Origin of the sequence: Bacillus sp. SIMBA_005 (genome assembly GCF_046535585.1) — a bacterium.
GTDB classification, from domain to species: Bacteria; Bacillota; Bacilli; order Bacillales; family Bacillaceae; genus Bacillus; species Bacillus pumilus.
This window is the reverse complement of sequence record NZ_JAWRWI010000395.1, coordinates 1-272: the sequence shown is the minus strand read 5'-3', so window position 1 is coordinate 272 and position 272 is coordinate 1. Positions and strand designations below refer to the sequence as shown.

General features: G+C 30.9%; 1 protein-coding gene. It reads right to left on the bottom strand.

Annotation, left to right across the window (positions count from 1 at the left end):
- Positions 1–272 (bottom strand): hypothetical protein (locus SB660_RS20610; protein ID WP_486304208.1); only part of this gene is annotated, 272 nt, incomplete at both ends.

Genomic DNA, 272 nt, shown 5'->3' with positions numbered 1-272 from the left:
ATACAATCTTGAACGAAATACTTCATTTGAAGGAATCACAACATTTACATCAAGATTTTCAATTTCTCTTTCACTGTCATTATCTTTAAATACATATCGATGTATGGGAAGTATGACAATAAAAAGAATAAAAGCATAAATAAAGCAGGTATTTCTCCAACCGAAATGGTTTAACAAAAAATTCAAAGAAAGCCACGTAACAGATGGAGCTAAACTGGAAATGAGCGTGATCCATACGATTGGTTTTGAAGCTTTTTTGCCATATTTTTTTC